The organism is Salmonella sp. SJTUF15570 (assembly GCF_043357055.1).
In the GTDB taxonomy this organism is placed as follows: domain Bacteria; phylum Pseudomonadota; class Gammaproteobacteria; order Enterobacterales; family Enterobacteriaceae; genus Salmonella; species Salmonella enterica.
Genome location: NZ_JBEUKJ010000002.1, coordinates 271255 through 294811, shown reverse-complemented (window position 1 = coordinate 294811; position 23557 = coordinate 271255). Strand labels below are relative to the sequence as shown.

The 23557-nt window shown below is 54.6% G+C and carries 22 protein-coding genes and 1 other annotated feature; of the genes, 11 read left to right on the top strand and 11 right to left on the bottom strand.

Annotated elements, in window-relative coordinates:
• Positions 1-13 precede the first annotated feature (13 nt).
• Both ABVN44_RS04990 and ABVN44_RS04985 read left to right on the top strand, forming a co-directional pair.
• A complete protein-coding gene (locus ABVN44_RS04990) occupies positions 14-931 on the top strand; it encodes an SPFH domain-containing protein (RefSeq protein WP_000906146.1) in 918 nt (305 codons plus the stop codon).
• Positions 928-1380, top strand: a complete 453-nt coding sequence (locus ABVN44_RS04985; protein ID WP_000561177.1) for an NfeD family protein — start codon at positions 928-930, stop codon at positions 1378-1380. The genes ABVN44_RS04990 and ABVN44_RS04985 overlap by 4 nt, the downstream gene beginning before the upstream one ends.
• On the opposite strand, the gene cueR is transcribed toward ABVN44_RS04985, so the two are convergent.
• Entirely contained in the window at positions 1381-1797 is a 417-nt protein-coding gene (gene cueR / locus ABVN44_RS04980; RefSeq protein ID WP_023231836.1) for a Cu(I)-responsive transcriptional regulator, read from the bottom strand.
• A gap of 109 nt (positions 1798-1906) precedes the next feature.
• Between cueR and copA the strand changes: the two genes are divergently transcribed.
• From copA to ybaK, 4 genes are all read left to right on the top strand, one after another.
• Complete coding sequence (gene copA, locus ABVN44_RS04975; RefSeq protein WP_000083910.1) at positions 1907-4408, top strand: copper-exporting P-type ATPase CopA; 2502 nt, start codon at positions 1907-1909, stop codon at positions 4406-4408.
• 152 nt (positions 4409-4560) lie between these two features.
• Entirely contained in the window at positions 4561-5388 is an 828-nt protein-coding gene (locus tag ABVN44_RS04970; protein ID WP_023231835.1) for a lysozyme inhibitor LprI family protein, read from the top strand.
• An 85-nt stretch (positions 5389-5473) separates the two neighbouring features.
• The gene (locus tag ABVN44_RS04965; RefSeq protein WP_000421861.1) at positions 5474-6268 is read left to right on the top strand and encodes a TraB/GumN family protein; all 795 of its coding nucleotides are present in this window, start codon (positions 5474-5476) and stop codon (positions 6266-6268) included.
• Between the two features lie 201 nt (positions 6269-6469).
• Positions 6470-6949 (top strand): Cys-tRNA(Pro)/Cys-tRNA(Cys) deacylase YbaK, encoded by a 480-nt coding sequence (ybaK, locus tag ABVN44_RS04960; RefSeq protein WP_000186618.1) that lies wholly within the window; start codon positions 6470-6472, stop codon positions 6947-6949.
• 116 nt (positions 6950-7065) lie between these two features.
• Here ybaK and ushA read toward each other — a convergent pair whose 3' ends face one another.
• Positions 7066-8718, bottom strand: a complete 1653-nt coding sequence (gene ushA / locus ABVN44_RS04955) for a bifunctional UDP-sugar hydrolase/5'-nucleotidase UshA (RefSeq protein WP_048348766.1) — start codon at positions 8716-8718, stop codon at positions 7066-7068.
• 172 nt (positions 8719-8890) lie between these two features.
• On the opposite strand from ushA, the gene ABVN44_RS04950 reads away from it, so the two are divergent.
• Positions 8891-10111 carry an MFS transporter gene (locus ABVN44_RS04950; RefSeq protein WP_001251593.1) on the top strand — a complete coding sequence of 407 codons (1221 nt, stop codon included), beginning with the start codon at positions 8891-8893 and terminating at the stop codon, positions 10109-10111.
• Between the two features lie 214 nt (positions 10112-10325).
• The gene (gene ybaL, locus ABVN44_RS04945) at positions 10326-12002 is read left to right on the top strand and encodes a YbaL family putative K(+) efflux transporter (protein ID WP_000546202.1); all 1677 of its coding nucleotides are present in this window, start codon (positions 10326-10328) and stop codon (positions 12000-12002) included.
• A gap of 48 nt (positions 12003-12050) precedes the next feature.
• Here the strand turns inward: ybaL and gsk are convergent, their stop codons facing one another.
• Positions 12051-13355 carry an inosine/guanosine kinase gene (gsk, locus tag ABVN44_RS04940; protein ID WP_000671592.1) on the bottom strand — a complete coding sequence of 435 codons (1305 nt, stop codon included), beginning with the start codon at positions 13353-13355 and terminating at the stop codon, positions 12051-12053.
• Positions 13356-13507: 152 nt separating this feature from the next.
• On the opposite strand from gsk, the gene aes reads away from it, so the two are divergent.
• Positions 13508-14479 carry an acetyl esterase gene (gene aes / locus ABVN44_RS04935; protein ID WP_023231698.1) on the top strand — a complete coding sequence of 324 codons (972 nt, stop codon included), beginning with the start codon at positions 13508-13510 and terminating at the stop codon, positions 14477-14479.
• Here the strand turns inward: aes and hemH are convergent.
• From hemH to ABVN44_RS04895, 8 genes are all read right to left on the bottom strand, one after another.
• Positions 14476-15438 (bottom strand): ferrochelatase, encoded by a 963-nt coding sequence (gene hemH / locus ABVN44_RS04930; protein WP_001250078.1) that lies wholly within the window; start codon positions 15436-15438, stop codon positions 14476-14478. The two genes, aes and hemH, sit on opposite strands and share 4 nt — an antisense overlap.
• Before the next feature lie 228 nt (positions 15439-15666).
• Positions 15667-16311, bottom strand: coding sequence for an adenylate kinase (gene adk / locus ABVN44_RS04925; RefSeq protein ID WP_001220237.1), 645 nt, complete (start codon positions 16309-16311; stop codon positions 15667-15669).
• 357 nt (positions 16312-16668) lie between these two features.
• On the bottom strand, positions 16669-18543 hold the full coding sequence (gene htpG / locus ABVN44_RS04920) for a molecular chaperone HtpG (protein WP_023231699.1): 1875 nt from the start codon (positions 18541-18543) through the stop codon (positions 16669-16671).
• Positions 18544-18653: 110 nt separating this feature from the next.
• A complete protein-coding gene (gene recR, locus ABVN44_RS04915) occupies positions 18654-19259 on the bottom strand; it encodes a recombination mediator RecR (RefSeq protein WP_001195023.1) in 606 nt (201 codons plus the stop codon).
• Positions 19259-19588, bottom strand: a complete 330-nt coding sequence (locus ABVN44_RS04910; protein WP_000467098.1) for a YbaB/EbfC family nucleoid-associated protein — start codon at positions 19586-19588, stop codon at positions 19259-19261. The genes recR and ABVN44_RS04910 overlap by 1 nt, the downstream gene beginning before the upstream one ends.
• Positions 19589-19633: 45 nt before the next feature.
• On the bottom strand, positions 19634-21562 hold the full coding sequence (gene dnaX / locus ABVN44_RS04905; protein ID WP_023231700.1) for a DNA polymerase III subunit gamma/tau: 1929 nt from the start codon (positions 21560-21562) through the stop codon (positions 19634-19636).
• Positions 20237-20301, bottom strand: a sequence feature (DnaX frameshifting element). Its footprint overlaps the gene before it by 65 nt.
• A gap of 113 nt (positions 21563-21675) precedes the next feature.
• Complete coding sequence (gene apt, locus ABVN44_RS04900) at positions 21676-22227, bottom strand: adenine phosphoribosyltransferase (protein WP_000127350.1); 552 nt, start codon at positions 22225-22227, stop codon at positions 21676-21678.
• 152 nt (positions 22228-22379) lie between these two features.
• Complete coding sequence (locus tag ABVN44_RS04895; protein WP_023231701.1) at positions 22380-22757, bottom strand: DUF454 family protein; 378 nt, start codon at positions 22755-22757, stop codon at positions 22380-22382.
• Between the two features lie 68 nt (positions 22758-22825).
• On the opposite strand from ABVN44_RS04895, the gene priC reads away from it, so the two are divergent.
• The gene (gene priC / locus ABVN44_RS04890) at positions 22826-23353 is read left to right on the top strand and encodes a primosomal replication protein N'' (protein WP_023231702.1); all 528 of its coding nucleotides are present in this window, start codon (positions 22826-22828) and stop codon (positions 23351-23353) included.
• 13 nt (positions 23354-23366) lie between these two features.
• Positions 23367-23534, top strand: coding sequence for a pleiotropic regulatory protein RsmS (gene rsmS / locus ABVN44_RS04885; RefSeq protein WP_000051161.1), 168 nt, complete (start codon positions 23367-23369; stop codon positions 23532-23534).
• Positions 23535-23557: the final 23 nt, after the last annotated feature.

The following is a 23557-nucleotide window of genomic DNA, read 5'->3' as shown; positions in this document are numbered from 1 at the left end:
AGGAGGTTTAGCTATGCTAATTCTTATCCCTATTCTCATTTTCGTCGCGCTGGTGATCGTCGGCGCGGGCGTCAAAATCGTTCCGCAGGGGTACCAGTGGACGGTGGAGCGCTTTGGACGTTACACCAAAACCCTGCAGCCGGGATTAAGCCTTGTTGTACCGTTTATGGACAGAATTGGCCGCAAGATCAATATGATGGAACAAGTGCTGGATATTCCGTCGCAGGAGGTGATCTCAAAAGATAACGCCAACGTCACTATCGATGCGGTCTGTTTTATTCAGGTTATCGATGCGCCGCGCGCCGCTTATGAAGTCAGTAACCTGGAACTGGCGATCATTAACCTGACCATGACCAATATCCGTACGGTGCTCGGTTCGATGGAGCTGGATGAAATGCTCTCCCAGCGCGACAGCATCAACACGCGGCTGCTGCATATTGTCGATGAAGCCACCAATCCGTGGGGAATTAAAGTTACCCGTATCGAAATTCGCGATGTCCGCCCGCCCGCGGAATTGATCTCCTCTATGAACGCCCAGATGAAAGCGGAACGTACCAAACGCGCCTATATCCTTGAGGCCGAAGGGGTACGTCAGGCGGAAATCCTCAAAGCCGAGGGGGAAAAACAGTCGCAGATTCTGAAAGCCGAAGGCGAACGTCAGTCCGCTTTCCTGCAGGCGGAAGCGCGCGAACGTTCCGCCGAAGCGGAAGCCCGCGCTACGCAGATGGTATCTGAAGCCATCGCCGCCGGGGATATTCAGGCGATAAACTACTTCGTGGCGCAGAAATACACCGAAGCGTTACAGCAAATCGGCTCGGCGAATAACAGCAAAGTGGTCATGATGCCGCTGGATGCCAGCAGTCTGATGGGCGCTATCGCCGGGATCAGCGAGCTGGTTAAGGACAGCGCCAGCGAACGGAAAAAAGCATGATAGCGATGATTCTGGTACATCCGCATATCTTCTGGCTTAGCCTCGGCGGCCTGTTGTTGGCTGCGGAAATGCTCGGCGGTAACGGCTATTTGCTGTGGAGCGGCGTGGCGGCAGTGATTACCGGCTTAACCGTCTGGCTCTTACCGCTCGGCTGGGAATGGCAGGGCGTGCTGTTTGCGGCCTTAACGTTGCTGGCGGCCTGGCTTTGGTGGCGCTGGCTGGCGCGTCGCGTGCGGGAACAGAAGCCGACCGACAGCCGCCTTAACCAACGCGGACAACAACTGGTAGGCCGCCGGTTTATGCTTGATGCCGCGTTAGTGAACGGACGGGGTCATATGCGTGTCGGCGACAGCTCGTGGCCGGTATGCGCTGACGAAGACCTGCGCGCAGGTACGCATGTCGAAGTGATCGCCGTGGAAGGCATCACCTTACGCATTCGTGCCGTTTAATCAACGTGGCTTTTGCGCCTTGTGATGACAGCAGCCGGAAAGATTATCAATAATCGGGCAGTCGGCGCTGTCATCGCCGGGACAACTCTTCGCCAGCGCCAGCAGTTGATCGCGCATTGATTGCAGCTCGCTGATATGGCGCTCGATCTCCGCGACCTTTTCCAGCGTCCGCTTTTTCACATCTGCGCTATGGCGTCGCGGATCGTTAAACAGATTGACCAGTTCGCCACACTCTTCCAGATTAAACCCCACCTGCCTCGCCTGTCGCAGCAACGTCAGCTCGTTTAAATGCTTCTGCGTGTAGGTGCGATAACCATTTTCGCTACGTAATGGCGGCGTCACCAGCCCTTTCTCTTCATAAAACCGAATGGCTTTGCTGGTTAAACCGGTTTTTTTCGCCACATCGCTAATATTCATATTTCCCCCTTGACCTTAACCTTGCTGGAAGGTTTAACCTTTATCACAGTGAGTCACTACGATTACTAAGGTCAATGAATTGATGACCAATCATAAAGGAGTTTTTACTATGTCTCAAACTATCGACCTGACCCTGGACGGTTTGTCCTGCGGTCATTGCGTTAAACGCGTGAAAGAAAGTCTTGAACAACGTCCGGATGTTGAGCTGGCGGACGTCACCGTAACCGAAGCGCACGTTACCGGTACCGCCAGTGCGGACGCGTTAATTGAAACCATCAAACAAGCCGGGTATGGCGCGACGTTAAGCCACCCAAAGGCTAAACCGCTGACAGAGTCATCAATCCCGTCGGAAGCACTGGCAGCGGTTCCTCATGAGCTTCCGGTAGCGACGGCCGATGAAGAAAGCCAACAGTTGCTGTTAAGCGGCATGAGCTGCGCCAGTTGTGTCACCCGCGTACAACATGCGCTACAAAGCGTACCGGGCGTCACGCAGGCACGGGTAAACCTGGCGGAACGCACTGCGCTGGTGATGGGCAGCGCGTCCGCCGCTGATTTAGTGCAGGCGGTGGAAAAAGCCGGCTACGGCGCAGAGGCGATTGAAGATGACATCAAACGCCGCGAGCGCCAGCAGGAAACCGCCATCGCCACCATGAAACGTTTTCGCTGGCAGGCCATCGTCGCCCTGGCGGTCGGTATACCGGTCATGGTCTGGGGGATGATCGGCGATAACATGATGGTGACCGGCGACAACCGCAGCCTGTGGCTGGCTATTGGCCTGATCACGCTTGCGGTGATGGTCTTTGCGGGCGGTCACTTTTACCGTAACGCGTGGAAAAGCCTGCTGAACGGCACGGCGACGATGGATACGCTGGTGGCGCTCGGCACCGGGGTCGCCTGGCTCTACTCCATGAGCGTCAACCTGTGGCCGCAGTGGTTCCCGATGGAAGCGCGGCACCTCTATTACGAAGCCAGCGCGATGATTATCGGTCTGATTAATCTCGGACACATGCTGGAAGCGCGCGCCCGTCAGCGTTCCTCAAAAGCGCTGGAAAAATTACTCGATCTCACCCCGCCCACCGCACGCGTCGTGACAGAAGACGGCGAAAAAAGCGTCCCGCTGGCGGACGTTCAGCCAGGGATGCTGCTGCGGCTCACTACCGGCGATCGCGTGCCGGTGGATGGCGAAATTACCCAAGGCGAAGCGTGGCTTGATGAAGCCATGCTGACCGGCGAACCCATTCCGCAGCAAAAAGGCGAAGGCGACAGCGTTCATGCCGGCACCGTCGTCCAGGACGGCAGCGTCCTGTTCCGCGCCAGCGCGGTGGGCAGTCATACCACGCTGTCACGCATTATTCGCATGGTACGCCAGGCGCAAAGCAGTAAACCGGAAATTGGCCAACTGGCCGATAAAATCTCCGCGGTATTCGTTCCCGTCGTCGTGGCCATTGCGCTGTTCAGCGCCGCTATCTGGTATTTCTTCGGACCGGCGCCGCAAATTGTTTATACGCTGGTCATCGCCACCACCGTACTGATTATCGCCTGCCCTTGCGCATTAGGCCTGGCGACGCCAATGTCGATTATTTCCGGTGTAGGCCGCGCTGCCGAATTCGGCGTGCTGGTACGCGACGCCGATGCCCTGCAACGCGCCAGTACGTTGGATACCCTCGTTTTTGATAAAACCGGGACGCTGACGGAAGGCAAGCCGCAAGTGGTGGCGGTAAAAACCTTTAACGGCGTTGATGAAGCTCAGGCATTACGTCTGGCAGCCGCGCTCGAACAAGGCTCCAGCCACCCGCTGGCCCATGCGATTCTGGAAAAAGCCGGCGACGATAAACTGCCGCAGGTGAACGGTTTCAGAACTCTGCGCGGACTGGGCGTCAGCGGTGAAGCGGAAGGCCATCAACTGCTTCTGGGGAACCAGGCGTTGCTGAACGAACAGCACGTCGCCACGGATGATATGACGGCGGAAATCACCGCGCAGGCCTCGCAAGGCTCGACTCCGGTCCTGCTGGCGATTGACGGTAAAGCGGCGGCGTTACTGGCGGTACGCGATCCATTGCGCAGCGATAGTATTGCCGCGCTTGAACGCCTGCACAACGCCGGATACCGTCTGGTAATGCTCACCGGGGATAACCCAACGACGGCTAACGCGATTGCCAAAGAAGCGGGTATTGACGAAGTCATTGCGGGCGTTCTGCCGGATGGCAAAGCCGATGCGATTAAACGTCTGCAAAGCCAGGGTCGTCAGGTTGCGATGGTCGGCGATGGTATCAACGATGCGCCCGCGCTGGCGCAGGCGGACGTCGGTATCGCGATGGGCGGCGGCAGCGATGTGGCGATTGAAACCGCGGCGATTACGCTGATGCGCCATAGTCTGATGGGCGTGGCGGATGCGCTGGCCATTTCGCGCGCGACGTTGCGCAATATGAAACAAAACCTGCTTGGCGCATTTATCTACAACAGCATTGGTATCCCGGTGGCCGCCGGTATTCTGTGGCCATTTACCGGTACCTTGTTAAACCCGGTAGTAGCGGGCGCGGCAATGGCGCTGTCTTCCATTACCGTCGTGAGCAATGCCAACCGGCTATTGCGCTTTAAACCGAAAGCGTAAAAAGTCCTATCAGGCAGCATTAGCTGCCTGATATATTATTAAGCCATCAGTAATTTACCGTATCAATATATAAAAATTTAACCGCACATCCTGTAGAAAAATAAAAAACAACATTTTATAATGTTTTTTTGAATCATAAGGATGTGTTATTTATGTTTAGAAAAGCAGTTACGCTTCTTTTCCTGCTTTCTCCCGCCGTCAGTTATGCAGGGTTATTTGATTCCACTCCAGAGTTAAAATGTGGCAACGATAATGCAGTCACGGCGGCAAAAGAATGGATTTACAATGAAGCATTAGGTCGTTTACAGCAAGACTATATTAAAGAGCCCTCCACGCTTTTCTTCGATATCCCCCAGACTCAATACGAGCAGCAACTCCGGGCTATTCCTGTTCAATTCAGTGATGTAATCACGCAGAACCCTCAAGCAGAAAATGCCAACCTACGAACTTGCTCGGCTACCGTCGCCATGAGTATTCCTCAGCCATTGTTTAACTTAATGAAAGACTTACCAAATACTCTATTCTATATTTCACAAGGGGATGGACAGGTAATAAACAATACGGTGACCTGGAAACAGGTTAACTACAATATTCAGCTAGCAGACAACAACAAAGATATTGTTGTCACCCCTGTGCAAAAAACCGATAAATTGGCGCGGTCTATTTATGTAATGGCAAGAATGACGGTATCTGGTGATAGCATTATAAAGAAAAAAAATAACTCACTGATTGAAATCGCAGCAAAGAAATTTGAGAGTAGAGATCGCGAGCTTAATCAGGTCTGGAATTCGCTACCCGCCTCTGCCCGAACGGCATTAAAACAAGAGCAGCGAGTCTGGGTGACAAAAAAAGAGCAGCAGTGCGGCAAACTTAGCGATGCAAAATCCGAGGCCATACCTGCTGAAAAGCGCATCAGTATTTATAAATGCCAGCTTGAAATGACCATCGCCAGAACGGCCTATCTCGACGGCAGCGAATAACCCGACCGATCGTTGACGTCCCGTCAGGGCGCATTGCGCCCTTTTCTCCAACGCGCTAGCATGAGCTTTTTCAAAGGGAGCGCGTATGGAGTTATTAAATCAACTTAAACGTTTATGGCGCGCGCTGCGTGGTACCCCAAATAGTTGGCCTGCTATCGATCTCTCCCTGCCCGGCGGTCGTCATCTGCATCTGGTTGGCAGTATTCATATGGGGACACGCGATATGGCTCCTCTTCCAGCAAAGCTGGTGAAAAAGCTACGCCAGGCCGACGCGCTGGTCGTTGAAGCGGATATTTCTGGTAACGAAACGCCATTCAGCAATCTCCCCAAATGCCCGCCGTTGGTCGAACGTCTCAGCGCCGGGCAGCTAAGCGCACTGGAAAAACGGGTCAGCGAGTTGGGTATGCCGCTGATCCATTTTGATAATCAACCTTTATGGCAGATAGCTATGGTGCTACAGGCCACGCAGGCGCAACGGCTGGGATTGCGCCCGGACTATGGCATTGATTATCAGCTATTACAGGCTGCCCGCGAAATGTCGCTGCCGGTGCAAGAGCTGGAAGGGGCGAAACACCAGCTCGAACTACTCTGCGATCTGCCCGATGGCGGGATGGCGCTGCTCGACGACACGTTGACGCACTGGCACACCAACGCACGGCTTTTGCAGGTGATGATCGGCTGGTGGCTTGAGCAGCCGCCGACCAGCGTCGGCGCTTCGCTCCCCAGAACGTTTAGCCAGCCGCTGTATGATGTACTGATGGTGAAACGCAATGAAGCCTGGCGCGACGCGCTGCTGGCACTGCCGCCGGGACGCTACGTGGTAGCCGTAGGGGCGCTACATCTGTACGGCGAAGGCAACCTACCGCAAATATTGAAATAAAAAAATGGCCAATATCGCTATTGGCCCGTCAAAGAGGAATTTCATCGTTATTATTATCCCGACGCTTTCGCTTCGGATCTTCAGATTGTCGCTCAAAGTTGCCGCAACTGCCAAGACCTAATGCACAAGATTATACTATTTTTTAGTCCGCTTTCGGGCGTATGCTGATGGCAAATCACGTCTGTAGTAAGAAGGAACGTTATGACACCCGCAGTTAAGTTACTCGAAAAAAACAAGATTCCGTTTAACATTCACACCTACGATCACGATCCGAATGAAACTAACTTTGGCGATGAAGTGGTGCGTAAGCTCGGGCTAAACGCCGATCAGGTGTATAAAACGCTTTTGGTCGCCGTGAATGGCGATATGAAGCAACTGGCCGTCGCCGTGACGCCTGTAGCCGGGCAGCTGGATTTGAAAAAAGTCGCCAAAGCTCTGGGCGCGAAAAAGGTCGATATGGCCGACCCGATGGTGGCGCAACGCACCACGGGATATCTGGTCGGCGGGATCAGTCCGCTGGGACAGAAGAAACGGCTGCCCACGCTGATTGACGCGCCTGCCCGCACGTTTGCCACTATTTATGTTTCCGGTGGTAAACGCGGGCTGGATATTGAACTGGCGGCTGACGATTTGGCCGCCATACTGGGTGCTAAATTCGCTGATATCGCGCGTCGGGATTAAGCCTGCGTAAAATACATTGCCGGATAGCGGCGCAAACGCCTTATCCGGCCCACAGCAGACATAATCCGTAGGCCTTAAGGCTGCGCGCCATCAGGCAGAAATGGCTATCCGTACCGCTACAGCCAGCTCACCTCACCATTTGGCGTAAACGCCGCCGCATCCAGCGGTGAATTTTGCTGAATAAACTCTTTCAGCACTTCCGCGTCAATAAACCCGGTATTCACGTAGCCCGGTTTGTTATCGATGCGCGGATAACCATCGCCGCCCGTGGCGTTGAAACTCAGCGTCGCCATGCGATAGGTTTTGGCCGGATCAACAGGCTCGCCTTTGATTTTCAGATCGGTGAGCTTGCCCTCTTTGGCGACAAAGCTCACATTGGCGAACTGTGGATAGGCGCCGGAGTCCGGTTTCATCTGTGCTACGGCGGTGAGATAATCAACTACCTCTTTGCCGCTCATATCGGCATACACCACAATGTTGCCGAACGGCTGTACCTTGAGCACGCTTTTATAGGTAATATCTCCCGCCTCAATCGAGTCGCGAATACCGCCGCCGCTCATCACGCCAAAATCGGCGCCGGTGCGCGCGATCTGCGCAGCCAGAATCACCCGTCCCATATTGGTCTGGACAAATCTGACCTTACTGCGATCGCCTTCAAGAAGGCCATTCACGCTACCAATTTTCACCTCCAGTTGCGCTTTACCTTTATTCTGGAACGGCGTTAATAACGAGAGCATTTGCGGATTTTCGGCGATTTCCGGCGTGTAAAGTACACGCTCGCTTTTCCCGTTATCCCAGGTCACTTTTTTCTTGAGATTTACCGGAATAAGCTGGTAGTTAACCATTTTCATCTCGCCGTTACGGAATTCGAAATCCGCGCGGCCCACATATTTACCCCACTCATGCGCCTGCACGATCCAGATGCCATTTTGCTTATCCGGCGCGCAGGGCGTTCCCGGTACGTAATTCACCTGTTTTTTATTTTCCGACGCCATGCATACCGGGTCTTGTGAGTGACCGCCCACAATCATCGCCAACGAACCGGCAGGCAGGCTACGCGCCATCTCAACGTCGCCCGGCGCGTTCGAACCGTGATCGCCGTTGTCATAATGTCCCATATGCGTGGTCGCGATAATCACGTCCGGTTTTTCATTCATATTAAGTTCCTGAATCACCACCTTTGCTTCTTCAGCAGGTTTACGAAACTCAATATCGGTGAAATATTCCGGGTTGCCTATTTTCGCCGTGTCATCGGTGGTTAAGCCGATTACCGCGATTTTTATATCCTGGCGTGTAAAAATAGCCCACGGCTTAAACAGACGCTCGCCGGTACTTTTTTGATAAATATTGGCGGAAAGAAAGGGAAACTTCACCCACTTTTCCTGCTGGCGCAATACGGTGAGCGGGTTATCAAATTCATGATTACCGACGGCCATAGCGTCGTAGCCAATCAGATTCATCCCGCGGAAATCGGGCTCCGCATCCTGGAGATCGGATTCCGGCACCCCGGTATTAATGTCGCCGCCGGATAACAACAGGACGCTTCCCCCCTCTTGCGCCACCTCTTTACGGATACTGTCCACCAGCGTTTTTTGCGCCGCCAGACCATATTCGCCATATTCGCTGCGCCAGAAGTGACCGTGGTGATCGTTGGTATGCAGGATAGTAATTTTATAGGTTTTATCTTTTTCGTAAGCCTGTGCAGGCTGAGTCGTCAGCGCGAACGCCGCCAGTAACGCCAGCGCCACACCCCGTTTCAAAAATTTCATCTTTCTCTCCCTGACTCAATATCAACCGCAGAAATTACCTTTCCTTGCAATAATAGACAAATATGTTTTCAGAATTGAGACTTCCTTCAAACACATTTCACAGGTATGTTAGGCAAGTAATAATTACACATCCTACTATCTCCAACATCGCATAAAATTTAAGTGACTTTCTATGGCCATGAGTGAACCAACCCAGCCGTTAGCCGGCGCGCCCGCAGCGGCCGCTAAAGCACGTACTTCGTTTGGTATTTTGGGCGCGATCAGTCTTTCCCATCTGCTGAACGATATGATCCAGTCGCTAATCTTAGCCATTTATCCCCTGTTGCAGGCGGAGTTTTCGCTGACTTTCGTCCAGATAGGTTTGATCACCCTGACGTTCCAGCTCGCCTCATCGCTGCTGCAACCGGTCGTCGGCTACTGGACGGATAAATATCCCATGCCGTGGTCGCTGCCTGTCGGCATGTGTTTTACCCTGAGCGGGCTGGTACTGCTGGCAATGGCGGGAAGTTTTGGCGGCGTATTGCTCGCTGCGGCGCTGGTGGGTACCGGCTCGTCCGTTTTTCACCCGGAATCGTCCCGCGTGGCGCGCATGGCCTCCGGCGGACGTCATGGTCTGGCGCAGTCTATCTTCCAGGTCGGCGGTAACTTCGGCAGTTCGTTGGGTCCGCTGCTGGCCGCCGTGATTATCGCGCCCTATGGCAAAGGGAATGTCGCCTGGTTTGTGCTGGCCGCGCTGCTGGCGATCGTGGTGCTGGCGCAGATCAGCCGCTGGTATGCAGCCCAGCACCGGATAGCGAAAGGCAAGCCAAAAGCGATAATCGCTAACCCGCTGCCGCGCAATAAAGTCGTGCTGGCGGTCAGCGTGTTATTGCTACTCATTTTCTCGAAATATTTTTATATGGCGAGCATCAGTAGCTACTACACCTTTTATCTGATGCAAAAATTCGGATTATCAATACAAAACGCGCAGCTCCATCTGTTTGCCTTCCTGTTTGCGGTGGCTGCCGGGACGGTAATCGGCGGGCCGGTGGGCGATAAAATCGGCAGAAAATATGTGATTTGGGGCTCTATTCTCGGCGTCGCGCCGTTTACCCTTGTTTTACCCTACGCCACGCTGTACTGGACGGGGATTTTAACGGTGATTATCGGCTTTATTCTCGCGTCGGCGTTTTCCGCCATTCTGGTGTATGCCCAGGAGCTGCTGCCAGGACGCATCGGTATGGTTTCCGGCCTGTTTTTCGGGTTTGCCTTCGGGATGGGAGGCCTGGGCGCAGCGGTGCTGGGGCTGATTGCCGACCATACCAGTATCTATTTAGTTTATAAAATCTGTGCTTTCCTGCCGCTTCTGGGGATACTGACCATATTCTTACCTGATAATCGACATAAAGCGTGATTTTATGGCGGTTAAAGGTACGCTTTAACCGCCTGTACATCCTGATGCCATCATGCTTTGCCTATCCCATACTTATCCCTTTTCCGTTCCGTGCTCTTTTTACCGTCAGATTGTATTTTTTTATAAAACACAACCATTTTTTATAAACATCCTGATTGAAATTGTCATAAACTATTACCCGGAGTTTTGGAGTCCAGCAACCAAAGGAGACGGAATGCATCACGCTACCCCGCTTATCACCACCATTGTCGGCGGCCTTGTGCTCGCTTTTATTCTCGGCATGATTGCCAACAAATTGCGTATTTCTCCACTGGTGGGATATCTGTTAGCGGGCGTTCTGGCGGGACCTTTTACCCCGGGTTTTGTTGCGGATACCAAACTGGCGCCGGAGCTGGCGGAGCTCGGCGTGATTCTATTGATGTTCGGCGTCGGGCTGCATTTTTCGCTGAAGGATTTGATGGCGGTAAAGTCTATCGCCATTCCCGGCGCTGTCGCTCAGATAGCGGTGGCGACGCTGCTGGGTATGGCGCTTTCCGCCGTGCTGGGATGGTCATTAATGACCGGCATCGTTTTTGGGCTCTGTCTGTCTACCGCCAGTACCGTCGTCCTGCTGCGCGCGCTTGAGGAGCGACAACTCCTTGATAGCCAGCGCGGGCAAATCGCCATCGGCTGGCTGATTGTCGAAGATCTGGTGATGGTGCTGACGCTGGTTTTGCTGCCCGCCGTTGCCGGCATGGTGGAAAAAGGCGATGTCGGCATAGCCTCGCTGGCAGTCGATATGGGGATAACCATTGGTAAAGTGGTGGCGTTTATCGCCATCATGATGCTGGTCGGACGCCGCCTGGTGCCGTGGATTATGGCCCGCAGCGCCGCCACCGGCTCGCGCGAATTATTTACCCTTTCCGTACTGGCGCTGGCGTTAGGCATTGCGTTTGGCGCGGTAGAACTGTTTGACGTCTCTTTTGCGCTGGGCGCGTTCTTCGCTGGAATGGTACTTAATGAGTCGGAACTGAGTCACCGGGCGGCGCACGATACGTTGCCGCTGCGCGACGCCTTTGCCGTCCTGTTTTTTGTTTCCGTCGGCATGTTGTTCGATCCGTTAGTCTTGATTCAACAGCCGCTGGCGGTGCTGGCGACGCTTGCCATTATCGTCTTTGGCAAATCGATCGCTGCGTTTTTCCTGGTGCGTATGTTCGGCCACTCGCCGCGAACCGCGCTGACCATTGCCGCCAGCCTGGCGCAAATCGGCGAGTTCGCCTTTATTCTCGCCGGACTCGGCATGGCGCTCAACCTGCTGCCGCAAGCGGGACAGAACCTGGTGCTGGCAGGCGCTATTTTGTCGATTATGCTTAATCCCGTACTGTTTACCCTGCTGGAGAAGTATCTGGCGAAAACCGAAACGCTGGAAGAGCAAACTCTGGAAGAGGCTATCGAAGAAGAGAAGCAAATTCCGGTGGATATCTGTAATCATGCCCTGCTGGTGGGTTTTGGCCGCGTAGGCAGTCTGCTGGGAGAAAAATTACTGGCGGCGGGGATTCCGCTGGTAGTTATCGAAACGTCCCGTACCCGCGTGGATGAGCTGCGCGAACGCGGGATTCGCGCCGTGCTGGGCAACGCCGCTAACGAAGAAATCATGAATCTGGCGCATCTGGACTGCGCCCGCTGGCTATTATTGACCATCCCCAACGGGTACGAAGCCGGCGAGATTGTCGCCTCAGCGCGGGAAAAAAGCCCTGATATCGAGATAATCGCCCGCGCGCACTATGATGATGAAGTGAAATATATTACCGAGCGGGGAGCCAATCAGGTAGTGATGGGCGAGCGAGAAATTGCCCGGGCGATGCTGGAACTGCTTGAAACGCCGCCCGCGGGTGAAGTCGTCGCCAGTTAAGGGTTTGCCGGACGGCCCGATGCGCGCAGCGCCATCGGGCAAGCCAGATTAGCGATCCCAGTACGACTCTTCCAGGCTGTCCTCACGCTCCGGCAGCCCGCGTGTCAGACGCGGAGAATGCTGGTTCAGTACCTGATAACTGACACGGTTAGCATATTTACACACCTGCGCCAGCGACGAATAGGTCAGCCAGGTGAATTTGTGCTTACTGGAGTTCGGTACGTTGCTACGATGGTAACTGTTCGCCGTAATATCGTGCAGCAGCGCCGCCAGCGCGCCATCGCCCGCGCCGTTGGTGTTCATGATTTTTTCCGGCCCGCCCATATACGGCGCAATATGCGAATAAACGCGCAGCGGATTAATACAATCTTTATGGCGCATTGCCCGGCTAAATTCATACTGGTTAAATTCAGCAATAGCCCCCGGCAGCAGCGGATGCTGGGTTTTACGTTTTGCTTCCTCTTCGGTGAAGCCTGCCATATATAACCCTATCGGCCCGGCGGTGCATAACACCAGATCGACCCAGTCCAGCGCCTTATCCGCCGCCAGCAGCGGGTCGTTTTCGCCGGTCAGCGCTTCCGCTTCTTCTTCATTCATTGCCAGAATCGAGACATTCTCTTTGAGAAACGCCTGCCACCACTGCGGATTATCGGCGATCACAAATTTGGTGCCCAGCGTCATGACAACCGGCACGTTATGCTTTTTCGCGTATTCGATCGCTTTCATCGTCGCGTCAGGCATCGGTTCGCCAGGCTTACAGCGCACCAGATATGAGGTCAACACCAGCGCGGAAGCGCCAGCGATCACCGCTTCCGGAATACTTTCCGCCCGTAGCTGATTCATATGGCCGGGGCTGATAGCGAAGGTACGCTCGCCGGATTCGCCAATCAGCGTGAAACAGCGGCCAATCGGGCCATCTACCGCTTGCAGATAATTCAGGTCGGTACGGCTGGAAGTATTACACAGGTAGCGATAAGCGTAGCTGCCAATCTCAATGTTGCTGCACATCACGCCCAGTAACACCGAACGGTCATCCGCCAGTACCGAGTAATTGTGCATCGTATTGCCTATGGTGCCGCCAGCAAACTGATGGGTGATCAGATTTTCCCGCGTCAGTTCCTGATACAGCTTCTCCGCCACCTCGTCTTCTATCACCAGAGAATGCCCGGCGCTTAATCCATAGCGTGTAATAAAATCGTCATCCACTTTCGCCTCAATATCCACCAACGTCTGGTCGATACCGACGACCCAGGAGGCGTTGGTTTCCTGTTCTGGCTGAATTTGTTGCAACAACGGGTCACGCGCATTGACGGGAAAATAGTGTTTGGATTTACGTTTACCGGGAAATTTCATGATTGTGCTTACGGATGAATAACGGAGCGCTGCATGGTAGCACATTCCCCCTGCTGCGCGCGACGGACGATGGCGTTTCAATATCGGACGACGAGATCGCAGTTTCTCCAGCCGCGTTTTTTACAATGGTTCACTTTCACAAGGAGCGTTTTATGAAGCCGGAAAATAAAATTCCCGTACTCACCCGACTATCTGACGAAATGACAGCCGTCGTAAACTTCCAGCAACCAGGCCTTCCCCCCTGGCCTGCCGATGGCGATATTGAGACCCAGCGTCAGTATTATCTTCTTGAGCGCCGTTTCTGGAATGCCGACGCGCCGTCCATGACCACCCGGACCTGTGCCGTCCCTACGCCTTATGGCGATGTAACAACCCGGCTCTACTTGCCGCAGCCGACCAGTCAGGCCACCTTATACTATCTGCACGGCGGCGGATTTATCCTCGGTAATCTGGATACGCATGACCGGATAATGCGTCTGCTGGCGCGTTATACCGGCTGCACCGTGATCGGTATTGATTATTCGCTGTCGCCGCAAGCGCGTTATCCGCAGGCCATTGAAGAAACCGTCGCGGTATGCAGCTACTTCTCTCAACATGCCGATGAATACTCGCTCAACGTGGAGAAAATCGGTTTCGCCGGGGATTCCGCAGGCGCCATGCTGGCGCTTGCCAGCGCGCTCTGGTTACGTGATAAGCACATTCGCTGCGGTAACGTTATCGCGATTCTGTTGTGGTATGGGCTGTATGGATTGCAGGACTCGGTAAGCCGCCGTCTGTTCGGCGGCGCGTGGGACGGCCTGACGCGTGAAGATCTGGACATGTACGAAAAGGCCTATCTGCGTAACGATGAAGATCGGGAATCGCCCTGGTATTGTCTGTTTAATAACGATCTCACGCGCGATGTGCCGCCCTGCTTTATTGCCAGCGCGGAGTTTGATCCGCTCATTGATGACAGCCGCTTGCTGCACCAGACATTACAGGCGCACCAGCAGCCCTGCGAATACAAAATGTATCCCGGCACGCTGCACGCCTTTCTGCACTATTCGCGAATGATGACAATCGCCGACGATGCCTTGCAGGACGGCGCACGCTTCTTTATGGCGAGGATGAAGACGCCGCGTTAACGGTACGGCGCCGTGAGTTTCAGCATCATATCAATATGTTCCGGCGTCGCGTTCAGCGCCGGAATGTACGCATATTTTTTACCGCCCGCTTCAAGGAAAATCTCGCGGTTCTGTTCCGCTATCTCTTCCAGCGTCTCCAGACAATCCGCGGCAAACCCCGGACACATGACCTGAATATGGCCAGTCCCCTTTTCACCCAACATTTTTAGCGTTTCATCGGTGTACGGCGTCAGCCACGGTTCACGGCCAAAGCGCGACTGGAACGTCATCATTACCTTTTCCGGCGGCAGTCCCAATGCGGAAACCAGTTCGCGCGTGGTATCGCGACAGCGCTGCGGGTAGTCATCGCCTTCATCCGCATAACGTTGTGGAATGCCGTGATAAGAGAGCAGAAGCACATCCGGCTCGCCGTGTCTGGCGAACGACTCACGCGCGCTTTTCGCCAGCGCATCGATATAAGCGCCGTCATCCGCGTAATCGCGAATAAATGAGATACCGGGAATACGACGTTTACGCGCCAGTATCCGCCCCAGTTCGTCCCAGACTGCGCCCACCGTTGAGCAAGAGTATTGCGGGTACAACGGCAGCACGACGATATGGTCAACGTCGCTTGCTAACAGCTCATCGACAGCGCTTTCCAGCGAGGGCGAGCCGTAGCTCATCCCCAGCGCGACGGGCGTGTCTGGCAACCGCGCGGCCAGCGCCTGTTGCTGTTCGCGGCTATATACCATGAGCGGCGAACCGCCATCCATCCAGATAGATTGATAGAGTTTCGCGACGCGCGGCGAACGCAGCGGTAAAATAACGCCACGCAGCAGCGGCCACCACAGCAGACGAGGAGTATCCACCACGCGTCTGTCGCTTAAAAATTGTTTCAGGTAGCGCTTTACCGCTTCGGGAGTTGGGGCATCTGGCGTGCCAAGGTTAGCCAGCAGGATACCGGTTTTCGTCTGACGCATTGCCGCCTCTTATCTATTCAAATTGTTGATAATTGTAGCGGAAAAGCGATAAAGAAGAACTAATTGCTGCGAGAGGTAAGACGAGAATTTGCCGAATGGCGCTCACGATACCAGCAGGCCGGATAAGGCGTTCAGGCCGCCATCCGGCACCGATTGCCTGATGGCGTTACGCTTATCAGACCTGTGGGATAACAGCAGGCCTGATAAGCGGTTCACTACGCGAAAAAATTAACCGAGGATTTTTTCCAGCGCTGCGCGCACGTCGGCAACGGCCTGCGTACCGTCAACTTTAGCGTATTTGGTGTTGCCCGCTTCCGCTTCTTTCTGGTAGTAGCCAATCAGCGGCGCGGTCATCTGATGATATTCCACCAGACGTTTGCGAACGGTCTCTTCCTGATCGTCTTTACGGGTCGTCAGATCTTCACCGGTGACGTCATCTTTGCCTTCTACTTTCGGCGGATTAAACTTAACGTGGTAAACGCGGCCAGAGGCGGCGTGTACGCGGCGACCCACAATACGGTCAACGATCAGTTCGTCCGGTACGTCGAATTCCAGCACGTAATCCACGACAATACCCGCTTCTTTCATCGCGTCAGCCTGCGGGATCGTGCGCGGGAAACCGTCCAGCAGAAAACCGTTACGGCAGTCTTCCTGGGCGATACGCTCTTTAACCAGCGCAATCACCAGTTCATCGGTCACCAGTTTACCGGCGTCCATGATATCTTTCGCCTGTTTGCCCAACTCGGAGCCTGATTTCACTGCGGCGCGCAGCATATCGCCAGTGGAGATTTGCGGAATACCATATTTCTCCATGATGAACTGAGCCTGAGTTCCTTTACCCGCGCCCGGAGCGCCAAGCAGAATAATACGCATTACGAAAATCCCCTCAAAGGTTGTCGATATTTTTTAAAAAGCGCTAAACGATACCACCATCACGCATTTCGCTCAAGGAAGCCGCCTGATGCTGAAACGGTTAACGAAGAGAAATCCAGAAAAGAGAAGGTATTATAAAAAATGCCGGATGGCGCTGACGCTTATCCGGCCTACAAACAGTACTCGCCCGTAGGCCGGATAAGATGCTTCGCGTCGCCATCCGGCAGTCACAAAACAGTACCCGTCCGTAGGCCGGATAAGACGTTTCACGTCGCCATCCGGCAGTCACAAAACAGTACCCGTCCGTAGGCCGGATAAGATGCTTCGCGTCGCTATCCGGCAATCAGATGAGCGTTATCAGGATACCAGCAACTGGTTCATACGGCGGATAAACTGGTTCGGATCTTCCAGCGTACCGCGTTCAGCGAACAGCGCCTGATCCAGCAGCAGCTCGACCCACTCTTTAAACTGCGCTTCATCCTCGGTATCGGCAGTGCGTTTAACCAGCACATGATCCGGATTGAGCTCAAAGATGTATTTCACTTCCGGCACGGACTGACCGGCCGCGGCGAACAGCTTCGCCATCTGGGTGCTCATTTCATCCGCATCGGTGGTGACAATCGCCGGCGTGTCGGTTAAACGATGCGTCAGACGCACCTCTTTCACGCGATCGCCCAGCAGGGTTTTGACACGCTCCACGAACGGCTCAAGCGCCTTTTCCGCTTCTTTCGCGTTTTCGTCGACTTCATCCGCCAGTTTTTCGATGGACTCATCGGCTTTAGCGACCGACTGGAATACTTTACCGTCAAACTCGGTCAGGTAGTTCATCATCCACTCGTCGATGCGATCGGAGAGCAGCAGCACTTCGATGCCTTTCTTACGCAGCAGCTCCAGGTGCGGGCTGTTTTTCGCCGCCGCATAGCTGTCTGCGGTGATGTAGTAGATTTTTTCCTGCCCTTCTTTCATCCGGGAGACGTAATCTTCCAGCGACACGGTCTGGGCGGAAGAGTCGGTATGGGTGGAGGCAAAGCGCAACAGTTTAGCGATCGCTTCCTGGTTGGCGTGATCTTCCGCCGGGCCTTCTTTCAACACCAGACCGAACTGTTTCCAGAAGGTTTGGTATTTTTCCGCGTCGTCTTTCGCCAGTTTTTCCAGCATTTGCAGGACGCGTTTGGTCAGAGCGCTACGCAGATTACGCGTTACCGTGCTGTCCTGCAGGATTTCACGGGAGACGTTCAACGGCAGGTCGTTAGAATCAATCAGGCCGCGCACGAAACGCAGATAGTTCGGCATGAACTGCTCGGCATCGTCCATAATGAACACGCGCTGTACGTACAGCTTCAGACCATGTTTGTGATCGCGGTTCCACAGATCCCACGGCGCCTGCGACGGGATATACAGCAGGCTGGTGTACTCCTGCTTACCTTCCACGCGGTTGTGGCTCCAGGTCAGCGGATCGGTGAAATCATGCGCGATGTGCTTGTAAAACTCGTTGTACTCGTCGTCTTTAATTTCCGACTTGTTGCGGGTCCACAACGCCTGAGCCTTGTTGATTTTCTCCCAGGAAATCACGGTTTCGCCGTCTTTTTCTTCCCGTTTTTCAATCTCTACCGGCAATGCGATGTGATCGGAATATTTACTGATAATTGAGCGTACGCGCCAGTCATCGAGGAATTCATCTTCGCCTTCACGCAGGTGTAAGGTGATTTCCGTACCACGGTCATTTTTGGTGATATCGGCAACGGTGTATTCGCCTTCGCCTGCCGATTCCCAGAACACGCCATTTTCCGGCTTGTCGCCTGCCGCACGGGTACGTACAGTCACTTTATCGGCCACAATAAACGCGGAGTAGAAGCCTACGCCAAACTGACCGATGAGCTGGCTATCTTTCGCCTGATCGGACCCCATTGATTCGAGGAAAGATTTGGTGCCGGACTTGGCAATGGTGCCTAAGTGGTCAATCACCTCATCACGATTCATCCCTACGCCGTTATCGGCAATGGTCAACGTACGCTTATCTTTATCGAAAGAGACGCGCACACGCAGCTCGCCATCTCCTTCATACAGGTCCGGGTTTGACAGAGCGCGGAAACGCAGCTTGTCCGCCGCATCTGAGGCGTTAGAGATGAGTTCACGCAGGAAGATTTCTTTATTGGAATAAAGAGAATGGATCATCAGGTGCAGAAGTTGTTTAACTTCTGACTGAAAACCACGTGTTTCTTGTCCTTTCATGTGGATAGACCTCAACAATGCCATTTTTAATGGTAAAAATACGTTGAGGGTGAGATGGGGACAAGCGGGTGTGATTTCAAGCGGAGGCCGCGAATGCCGCCTCCGTTTGTTCAGAAAATAATCTTATGGCGTCCCGCCAGCGAGTGGGACAGCGTCGTACCGTCGACCATCTCCAGTTCGCCGCCAACCGGCACGCCGTGGGCGATACGACTGGCTTCGACGCCGGCCTCCGCGCACAGCTCGGCAATATAGTTCGCGGTAGCCTCCCCTTCAACCGTCGGGTTGGTCGCGAGGATCAGCTCACTGATTTTTTCTGACGCCAGCCGCTGTTCCAGACGATCGAGACCGATATCATCCGGCCCGATGCCGTCCAGCGGCGACAGGTGGCCCATCAGCACGAAATACCGCCCGGAAAATTGCCCGGTCTGCTCAATGGCGTAGATATCCGCAGGACTCTCCACCACGCAAATCTGGCCGTTTTCCTGACGCCGCGGGTTCGAACAGATATTACAGACATCCTGCTCGGTAAAGGTGCGGCAGTCGGCGCAGTGGCCGATTTCCGACATCGCCCGGGTCAGCGCCTGCGCCAGGCGCATTCCGCCGCTGCGATCGCGCTGCAACAGGGTAAACGCCATCCGCTGCGCCGACTTAGGGCCGACGCCCGGAAGGCAGCGCAACGCTTCCATAAGCTGAGTTAACAGCGGACTGGTTTGCATCAGAATGGCATCTTAAAGCCTGGCGGCAGTTGCATACCGGAAGAGACGGAAGCCATCTTCTCTTTTTGCGTCTCTTCAATGCGGCGCGCCGCATCGTTGAAGGCCGCAGCGACCAGATCTTCCAGCATCTCTTTGTCATCTTCCAGCAGGCTTGGGTCAATTTCCACGCGGCGGCAGTTATGCGCGCCGTTGATGGTAACCTTCACCAGACCCGCGCCGGATTCGCCGGTCACTTCCAGCTGCGCAATCTCTTCCTGCATTTTCTGCATTTTTTCCTGCATCTGCTGGGCCTGCTTCATCAGATTGCCCAGACCGCCTTTTCCAAACATAAGCTCTCTCTCTTGATGGTTCACAATCGCAAGCCGGGCTTACGATCAAATGGGGCGGATACTCTCTTCATCCAGCTCGGCGTCGAAGAATCGACGCAGCGTCTGAATGTTATTATCCGCAATAATTGACTCACGCGCTTGCGCGAGTTTCTCTTCATAAATGGCCTGACGCCATTCCAGCGGCGTACGCACCGCGGGATTATCATCTTCAACGATGGTCAGTTCAACCGTCGTTCCCGTCAGATCGCTGAGCGCTTGCGCCAGCTTTTGCTGCGCGCCGCTGGAATTGAGGTGCCGCTGCGTCGAGCGCAGATGCAGACAAACCGCGTTGCCGTTCTGCTCCTTCCAGGCATTGAGCGCCACCTGCTCCACCAGCTTAGGCAAAGAAAGCTGGCTTACCTGCGCCGCCCACGGATCGCGCTCAATCGCTTCCGCCGCCAGTTTAGCCGCCAGCTCCGGCGTTTTTTCATGCTCCAGAGCTTTCTTAAGCGCTTTTGGCGTAGCCACCACTTCTTTGGTTTGTACTACCGGCGTGGTGGCCTTCCAGCGATAAGCCTCTTTCTTTACTGGCGCCGTTTCCAGCGCAGACGGCGCCGGGCGCGCCTGTACGCGCTCCGAAACCGAGGCCAGCCGCTCCAGCGCAGAGTTATTCACCGGCCGCGCGCGGGATGCGGCTGCCGGTTCACTCTTTTTTGTTTTGGTTACTCCCTGCGCGCGCTGTAGCTGATTGCGCGCCGCCAGCACCTGACTGGTAGACGCCGGCAGCGGCGCTGGCGATGTCTGCGGCGCGGGCGCCGACGGCTGCTGCACCTGCGGCGGCGTCATTACCGCCGTTGGGGCCACGGGCGCAAAAGACTGCCGCGGCGTTTCAGGCTCCGGCAAGGGCATACGCGGGTGAAACGCCAGCGCACGCAGTAACGTCATTTCAACGCCCATCCGCCGGTCCGGCGCCCAGGGCAATTCTTTGCGACCAATCAACAACGTCTGATAATAGAGCTGAAGATCGCCGGGAGGCACCGTCCGGGCAAGTTCGCGCATCCGTTGCTCGATAGCCGCCATATCGCTGCCTAACGCGGCAGGCGAAAGTTGCACCATCGCAATACGGTGCAGCAGGCTAAGCATTTCGACCAGCAGCGCTTCCCATTCAATACCGCGCACCGCCGCCTCGTTGATAAGCGACATGACGCGTTCGCCGTTAGCGTCAACCACTGCCTCGACTAATGACAAAGCCTGGTCGTCGTCCAGCGTACCGAGCATGGCGCTTACCGCCTGCGTCGAAACCTGCCCGTCGCCGCTGGCGATCGCCTGGTCAGTCAGACTTAATGCATCGCGCAGGCTGCCGTCAGCCGCCCGTGATAACAACTGCAACGCGCGGGGTTCGTGAGCGATATGTTCCTCATTGAGAATATGCTCAAGCTGATGGCGAATCTGTTCAACATCCAGCGCTTTGAGATGAAACTGTAGGCAGCGCGACAAAATGGTCACCGGCAGCTTCTGCGGATCGGTGGTCGCCAGTAAAAATTTCACATGCGCTGGCGGCTCTTCAAGCGTTTTAAGTAGCGCATTAAAGCTGTGGCGCGACAGCATGTGGACTTCATCGATCAGATAGACTTTAAAGCGACCGCGCGCAGGCGCGTACTGGACGTTATCCAGCAGGTCGCGGGTGTCTTCGACTTTGGTACGCGATGCGGCGTCAATCTCAATGAGATCGACAAAACGCCCCTGCTCAATTTCCCGACAGTTATCGCAAACGCCGCACGGCGTCGCGGTAATACCGGTTTCGCAGTTCAGCCCCTTCGCCAGCAGTCGGGCGATAGAGGTTTTACCGACGCCGCGCGTGCCGGAAAAAAGATATGCGTGATGAATGCGCCCTAACGACAAGCCGTTCGCCAGTGCGGTCAGCACATGTTCCTGGCCGACGACGTCAGCAAAGGTTTGTGGGCGCCATTTTCTGGCTAAGACCTGATAACTCATTGGCAGGCTCTGAAACGCTGGAAGGTGGATTCATAGAAGGGTAATGCTAACACAACCTCGCCGATACAGCGAGGTTGTCTCTCTGGCTAAAATAGCAGTGCGAATAGCCTGAATCAATGCCCCGGAAACGGCACCAGGCTATAACAGGTAATCCCCTGCTTTTCCAGACGCTGCTCGCCGCCCAGATCGAACAAATTGATGATGAACGCCGCATCGGTGACTTTCCCGCCCAGACGACGGATCAGCTTCACGGTCGCCTCAATGGTGCCGCCAGTCGCCAGCAGATCGTCCACGACCAGCACGTTGTCGCCAGGTTTAATCGCGTCGACATGAATTTCCAGCTGATCGGTGCCGTACTCTAATTCATAGGTCTCGGCAATAGTTTCACGCGGTAATTTGCGCGGTTTACGTACCGGAACAAAACCAACGCCCAGCCCAAGCGCAACCGGCGCGCCAAACAGGAAGCCACGCGCTTCGGTGCCGACCACTTTGGTGATACCCGCATTTTTATAACGCTCAACCAACAGTTCAATACTGAGCGCGTAGGCTTTCGGGTCTTCCAGTAAGCTGGTGACATCACGGAAAAGAATGCCCGGTTTCGGGTAATCCTGAATGCTTTTGATGCTGTTTTTGAGAAACTCAAGCTGCTGTGCAGTCGCGGTCATGGATATATGCCTGCTAAGTACGGTGTTACTCACGGCGCAATACTTTTCAGTCAGGGGTAACGCTCGGTTACTCTTTGACCGCCTGCGCCTGTGCTCGAAAACGGTCGAATTTACTGGCTGTGGACGACAATTGCAACAGCGATTCGTGTGCTTCAGCGCTTTTGTTGCTTTTCATCAATCACCGGTATCCGCCACATAAAAATCAGCAGACAGGCCAAAATAACCAACAGCAGCACCCGCACCCACATCATATTCACCAGCCACAGCGAGATACCAAAGGTCAGCAATATCAACGCGATCGCTCGCGGTTTCGCTCCCGGCGGCATGGCCCGATAGCGCTGCCAGTGGCGCAGATAACCGCCAAACCATGAGCGGTATAACAACCAGGCATGGAAACGCGGCGACGAGCGGGCGAAACACCAGGCCGCCAGTAAAATGAACGGCGTAGTCGGCAACAGGGGCAAAACCACGCCCAGTGTCCCTAATACTACCGCCAGCCAGCCAATGATGGTTAAAATAGTACGTTGCATAATGCGAATCGTTATCAAACAGAAGGCTACTGTAGCACAGCCTGTCTTATTTTCATCGGGGTGTTGAATTGAAAACCGCTATGCTGTTACAGACGCTGGAAGAGAGGCTGGCGACGCTACGCCAACGCAGCGCGCCGCTGGCGCAACATGCGACGTTAAGCGCGCGCTTTGACCGACATCTTTTCCGTACCCGCAGTACTCTGTTGCAGGGATATCTGGAAGAGGCTGACGCCAATCTCGCCGCGTTGCGTCAGGCGGTAAAACATGAGCAACTGCCGCAAGTCGCCTGGCTGGCGGAACATCTGGCTTCGCAACTGGAGGCGATATCGCGTGAAACCGCCACCTGGTCGCTGCGCCAGTGGGACGCCGCCGCGCCAGGGCTTGGCCGTTGGCAGCGCAGACGAATACAGCATCAGGAGTTTGAACGTCGACTACTGGCGATGACACAGGAGCGCAAAATTCGTCTGGCGCAGGCGACCGGCCTTGTCGAACAACAAACGCTGCAAAAGGAAGTCGAGATCTATGAAGGACGGCTGGCGCGCTGCCGACATGCGCTGGAGAAAATAGAAAACGTACTGGCGCGTTTAACCCGTTAATCCTGGAGAAAGTATGTCGCTTGAAAATGCCCCTGATGAAGTCAAACTGGCCGTGGATTTAATTGTGCTGCTTGAAGAGAATCGCTTACCGGCACGAACGGTGCTACGCGCGCTGGAAATAGTTATGCGAGATTATGAAAACAAGTTAAAAAGTACGGAAGACGACTCGCAAACAGAGTAATTGCCCTCTGGTTTGTCCTCGTT

Coding starts and splice junctions, on each gene's coding strand:
- ABVN44_RS04990 (WP_000906146.1), top strand. CDS start 14: ATGCTAATTCTTATCCCTATTCTCATTTTCGTCGCGCTGGTGATCGTC.
- ABVN44_RS04985 (WP_000561177.1), top strand. CDS start 928: ATGATAGCGATGATTCTGGTACATCCGCATATCTTCTGGCTTAGCCTC.
- cueR (WP_023231836.1), bottom strand. CDS start 1,797: ATGAATATTAGCGATGTGGCGAAAAAAACCGGTTTAACCAGCAAAGCC.
- copA (WP_000083910.1), top strand. CDS start 1,907: ATGTCTCAAACTATCGACCTGACCCTGGACGGTTTGTCCTGCGGTCAT.
- ABVN44_RS04970 (WP_023231835.1), top strand. CDS start 4,561: ATGTTTAGAAAAGCAGTTACGCTTCTTTTCCTGCTTTCTCCCGCCGTC.
- ABVN44_RS04965 (WP_000421861.1), top strand. CDS start 5,474: ATGGAGTTATTAAATCAACTTAAACGTTTATGGCGCGCGCTGCGTGGT.
- ybaK (WP_000186618.1), top strand. CDS start 6,470: ATGACACCCGCAGTTAAGTTACTCGAAAAAAACAAGATTCCGTTTAAC.
- ushA (WP_048348766.1), bottom strand. CDS start 8,718: ATGAAATTTTTGAAACGGGGTGTGGCGCTGGCGTTACTGGCGGCGTTC.
- ABVN44_RS04950 (WP_001251593.1), top strand. CDS start 8,891: ATGGCCATGAGTGAACCAACCCAGCCGTTAGCCGGCGCGCCCGCAGCG.
- ybaL (WP_000546202.1), top strand. CDS start 10,326: ATGCATCACGCTACCCCGCTTATCACCACCATTGTCGGCGGCCTTGTG.
- gsk (WP_000671592.1), bottom strand. CDS start 13,355: ATGAAATTTCCCGGTAAACGTAAATCCAAACACTATTTTCCCGTCAAT.
- aes (WP_023231698.1), top strand. CDS start 13,508: ATGAAGCCGGAAAATAAAATTCCCGTACTCACCCGACTATCTGACGAA.
- hemH (WP_001250078.1), bottom strand. CDS start 15,438: ATGCGTCAGACGAAAACCGGTATCCTGCTGGCTAACCTTGGCACGCCA.
- adk (WP_001220237.1), bottom strand. CDS start 16,311: ATGCGTATTATTCTGCTTGGCGCTCCGGGCGCGGGTAAAGGAACTCAG.
- htpG (WP_023231699.1), bottom strand. CDS start 18,543: ATGAAAGGACAAGAAACACGTGGTTTTCAGTCAGAAGTTAAACAACTT.
- recR (WP_001195023.1), bottom strand. CDS start 19,259: ATGCAAACCAGTCCGCTGTTAACTCAGCTTATGGAAGCGTTGCGCTGC.
- ABVN44_RS04910 (WP_000467098.1), bottom strand. CDS start 19,588: ATGTTTGGAAAAGGCGGTCTGGGCAATCTGATGAAGCAGGCCCAGCAG.
- dnaX (WP_023231700.1), bottom strand. CDS start 21,562: ATGAGTTATCAGGTCTTAGCCAGAAAATGGCGCCCACAAACCTTTGCT.
- apt (WP_000127350.1), bottom strand. CDS start 22,227: ATGACCGCGACTGCACAGCAGCTTGAGTTTCTCAAAAACAGCATCAAA.
- ABVN44_RS04895 (WP_023231701.1), bottom strand. CDS start 22,757: ATGCAACGTACTATTTTAACCATCATTGGCTGGCTGGCGGTAGTATTA.
- rsmS (WP_000051161.1), top strand. CDS start 23,367: ATGTCGCTTGAAAATGCCCCTGATGAAGTCAAACTGGCCGTGGATTTA.